The organism is Microbacterium sp. Bi128 (assembly GCF_918698205.1).
Map to the genome: position 1 here is coordinate 1 of NZ_CAKKMM010001404.1, position 1,308 is coordinate 1,308.

Here is a 1,308-nt window from a genome sequence, read left to right on the forward strand (position 1 = left end):
CCCGCGGATCGTCGTCACCCAGCCGCGCCGCGTCGCTGCCCGTGCGGCCGCCCGGCGCCTGGCCGCCCTGGACGGCACCCGGCTCGGCGACCGCGTGGGCTACACGGTCCGCGGGGAACGCCAGACCGGCCCGGGTACCGTGATCGAGTTCGTTACCCCCGGCATCCTCTTGCGCCGCCTCCTCGCTGACCCGGGGCTCGAGGGCACGGACGCCGTGATCCTCGATGAGGTCCACGAACGCGGGCTGGAGACCGACCTCCTCGTTGGCATGCTCGCCGAAGTCCGCCAGTTGCGCGGCGACCTCGCCCTCGTCGCCATGTCGGCCACCCTCGATGCCCCCCGCTTCGCCGCCTTGATTGGAGACGCGCTGATCGGTGCGGCGGCGGACGGAAATGACGACGGCGGCGGGCCGGCACCGGTCATCGACTGTCCGTCCGTGCTGTTTCCGCTGGACGTGGAATGGGCCCCCGCGCCGGCGCCGCGGCTGGATGAGCGGGGCGTGGCCCGGGCCTTCCTGGACCATGTGGCCGACACGGCAGCGGCCGGGCACGCGGCCGCGTTGGCTGGCGGACGGGATCTGGACGCCCTGGTGTTTGTTCCCGGCGCCTGGGAGGTTTCCTACGTGGCTGCGCGGCTCCGCGGCCGGAGCCGCGCCGAGGTTCTGGAACTCCACGGCCAGGCCCCGCCGGCGGAGCAGGACCGCGCCGTCTCCGGGCGTGAGCCCGGCGGGGCTGCCCGGATCATCGTTTCCACCGCACTCGCCGAGTCCTCCCTCACTGTTCCGGGCGTCCGGCTGGTCATCGATTCCGGGCTTTCCCGCGAGCCGCGGCGCGACGCCGGCCGCGGAATGTCCGGACTCGTGACGGTGTCCTGCTCCCGGGCGTCCGCGGACCAGCGTGCCGGCCGTGCCGCACGCCAGGGCCCGGGAACGGTGATCCGCTGCTATGACCAGCGGGCCTTTGGCGCTGCGCCGGCGCACCCGACGCCGGAGATCGCGGCAGCTGACCTGACCGGCGCCGCCCTGGTCCTGGCCTGCTGGGGATCCCCCGGCGGCCGGGGACTGGCGCTGCCGGACGCGCCGCCCCGGGCCGCGATGGACGAGGCCGTCGAAGTGCTGCGGGAACTCGGCGCCGTCACCGCGGAGGGTCACGCAACCGAGGTGGGCAAGACCCTGGCCCGGGTCCCGACTGATCCCCGGCTGGCCCGCGCCCTGCTGGACGGCGCCGCGACGGTGGGCTACCGCACGGCGGCCGAGGCCGTTGCCCTGGTCTCGGGGGACCAGCGCGCACCGGGCGCAGACCTCACCAG

The 1,308-nt window shown here is 75.2% G+C and carries 1 protein-coding gene; it reads left to right on the forward strand.

The window, feature by feature from the left end; genetic code table 11:
• On the forward strand, nt 1-1,308 hold a 1,308-nt coding region (locus LQV45_RS33175; protein ID WP_290370394.1), incomplete at both ends, for a helicase-related protein.